At 38.0% G+C, this 3,573-nt stretch carries 1 protein-coding gene; it reads left to right on the forward strand.

The annotated features are described in order from the left end of the window. On the forward strand, positions 1-3,573 hold a 3,573-nt coding region (locus ACIGHG_RS25590; RefSeq protein WP_396551288.1), incomplete at both ends, for an amino acid adenylation domain-containing protein.

Genomic DNA, 3,573 nt, shown 5'->3' on the forward strand with positions numbered 1-3,573 from the left:
ACTAGAAGAACCGAAAGTTCGTTACCGAGATTACGCAGTATGGCAGAATGAGTTCATGAAAAGTGAAAAGTTAAAGGAACAGGAAACATACTGGAGGGAACAATTTCAGGGTGATATTCCAATTCTTAACCTGCCAACAGATTATTCAAGACCACCAGTCTTTAGTCATGAAGGGAATAGTCTCAATTTTCAAATTGACAAAGAAATTACACAAAAGCTGAAGTTGATCGGGAAACAACAGAACGCTACTTTATATATGGTCTTGTTGGCTGCTTACAACACATTATTATACAAATATACCGGGCAAGAAGAGATTGTAGTAGGGTCTCCTATTGCGGGACGTCCACATGCGGACCTGGAACATATAGTGGGGATGTTTGTAAACACGCTCGCTTTAAAAAACAGACCACAAGGGAACAAGTCATTTACGGAATTCCTTAGAGAAGTGAAAGAAGTTACCTTGGAAGCTTTTAAACATCAAGACTATCCATTCGAGGAACTTGTGGAAACGTTAGATATTCAGCGAGATATGAGCAGGAATCCGCTGTTCGACACATTATTCACTCTACAGAATATGGACATGGAAGAAATCCAAGCAAATGGGCTGGAGATTAAACCATATGACTATGTTAATAATACATCCAAATTTGATGTTTCCTTGACCGCAGTAGAGGAAGAGAACAATATCGAGTTTGAACTGGAATACAGTACAAGTTTATTTAGACATGATACAATGATTCGATTCCAAAAGCACTTTGTCAATTTGTTAACAAACTTGTCTATAAGTCAAGAACAAACCTTGGATGAAGTGGACATCTTATCAACAAAGGAAAGAGACTATTTATTATATCAAATCAACAATACACATATGGAATATCCGAAGGATAAAACAATCCATAAGTTATTTGAGGAACAAGTGGAACAATCTCCAGATCGAGTGGCTGTAGTGGCAGGAGAAAGTAAGTTAACTTATCAAGAATTAAATGAGCGGGCGAATCAGTTAGCACGTACCCTTCGAAGCAAAGGAGTAGGACCAGATACAGTCGTTGCAATTATGACAGAGCGAAATGTGGACGCGATGGTAGGGATACTAGGCATTTTAAAAGCTGGTGGTGCCTATTTACCAGTGGATTCACAGACGCCCGTCGGGCGAATTAATTTTATGTTAAAAGATAGCCAAGCAAGGTTATTAATATCAGATAAAGAAATTATGGACAGTATAGACTTTTCTGGTTTAGTACTAGATTTATACGATGAGGGATTATATTTTCAGGATACAGAAAATTTAAATGTACCGGTTGTTAGCTCCACATTGGCTTACATTATTTATACTTCGGGATCAACAGGGATTCCTAAAGGGGTAATGGTAGAACATAGAAGTGTTGTAAATATAGCTTATTCTTGGAGAATAAAGTATGACTTATCTGATCATACAAAACTAATGCAACTTTCTAAAATATCATTTGATGTGTTTGTTGGGGACTTGTGCAGAAGTTTATTAAATGGTGGGATAATGTATATAGTACCAAGTTATATCAAGTTAGATTTCAATTTATTATATAAAACGATTAAAAAGTATGAAATTAACATTTTTGAATCAACACCAAGTCTTGTTATACCTTTTATGAATTATGTAGACGATAATAAACTAGACCTTACGACCTTAAGGGTATTAATACTAGGTTCTGATAGCTGTCCTGTACATGAGTATAAAAAATTAGTTAAGTTATATGGGGAAAATATGAGAGTGATTAATAGCTATGGAGTCACAGAGGCAACTATCGATTCAAGTTATTATGAGGGTACAGAGAACAAAGATTTCTATTCAGTTAATCTGCCGATTGGAAGACCATTTCATAATGTAAAACTATACATTTTGGACAATAATAGTTTGAGGCTTAAGCATACTGGTGGAATAGGTGAACTTTTTATTGGTGGTGAAGGGCTGGCGAGAGGATATCTTGGCAACCCGACATTGACCGCAGAGAAGTTTGTGGAGAATCCATTTATTCCAGGTGAGAAGATGTATCGGACAGGTGACTTGGCAAGGTGGTTACCCGATGGTAACTTAGAATTTTTGGGACGAATAGACCATCAAGTGAAAATTAGAGGGTACCGGATTGAGCTTGGAGAGATTGAGCATCAGCTATTGAAACATGAGGATGTGGAGGAAGTAGTTGTCATGGACCGGGAAGATGAAGTGGGTGAAAAGTATCTGTGTGGATATGTTGTTGCCAAACGTGATATCTCAGTAGCTGAACTACGACAAACTTTGTTGGCTGAATTACCGGACTACATGATTCCATCTTACTTTATCCAGTTGGACAAGTTTCCTTTAAATACAAATGGAAAGATAGACCGGAAGGTCCTTCCGACTCCAGATTGGTCATCGATGGGCCACGTGGAGTATGTAGCGCCTAGAAACGAAACAGAGGAACAATTGGCTCATATTTGGAAAGAAATTCTATCTTTAAACCGGGAAGTTGGGATTCATGAAAACTTTTTTGAATTGGGCGGTCATTCCCTAAGAGCTACATCCTTGGTGTCAAAGATACACAAACAATTTCATGTTGAGTTTCCTCTTAAAGAAGTATTTGCGCGTCAGACGATTGAGGAGCTTGCGGCATATATCGAGCATTCAAATAAAAGCGTCTATTCAACCATTACCCAGGTAGAAGATCGAGAGTATTATCCATTGTCTTCAGCACAAAGACGAATGTACGTAATCAATCAGTTTGAAGAAGAGAGTTTAGGGTATAACATGCCAGCAGTTATGGAATTGACAGGAAAAGTGGACCAAGAGCGATTGAATTCTGTATTCTGTCAACTGGTTGCGCGTCATGAGTCTTTTAGAACTACATTTGAGCTAGTGGAAGGAACGCCAGTTCAAAAGGTTCGCAAAGATGTGAGCTTTAATGTGGAATATATGGAAGTATCAATAGAACAGGTTCAAGAAGCGATACAAGCGTTTATTCGCCCATTTGATTTGTCTACGGGACCTTTGCTTAGAGTGAGCTTATTTAAGATAGATACAGATAGACATATTTTAATCGTTGATATGCACCATATTATCTCAGATGGAGTTTCAACAAAAATTCTAATTGATGACTTTACAAAACTTTATGCAGAGGATTCACTGGAAGAATCAAGAATTCGATACCGAGATTATGCGGTATGGCAGAATGAATTCATGAAGAGTGAAAAGTTAAAGGAACAGGAAACATACTGGAAAGAACAATTTCAGGGTGATATTCCAATTCTTAACCTGCCAACAGATTATCCAAGACCGCCGGTCTTTAGTCACGAAGGGACTAGTCTCAATTTTCAAATTGGTCAAGAAATTACAGAAAAGCTGAAGTTAATCGGGAAACAACAGAACGCTACTTTATATATGGTCTTGTTGGCTGCTTACAACACATTATTATACAAATATACCGGGCAAGAAGAGGTTGTGGTAGGGTCTCCTATTGCGGGACGTCCACATGCGGACTTGGAACATATAGTGGGGATGTTTGTAAACACGCTCGCTTTAAAAAACAGACCACAAGGGAATAAGTCATTTACGGAATTCCT

The organism is Bacillus sp. NPDC077411, from assembly GCF_044543425.1.
Lineage (GTDB): Bacteria > Bacillota > Bacilli > Bacillales > Bacillaceae_G > Bacillus_A > Bacillus_A bruguierae.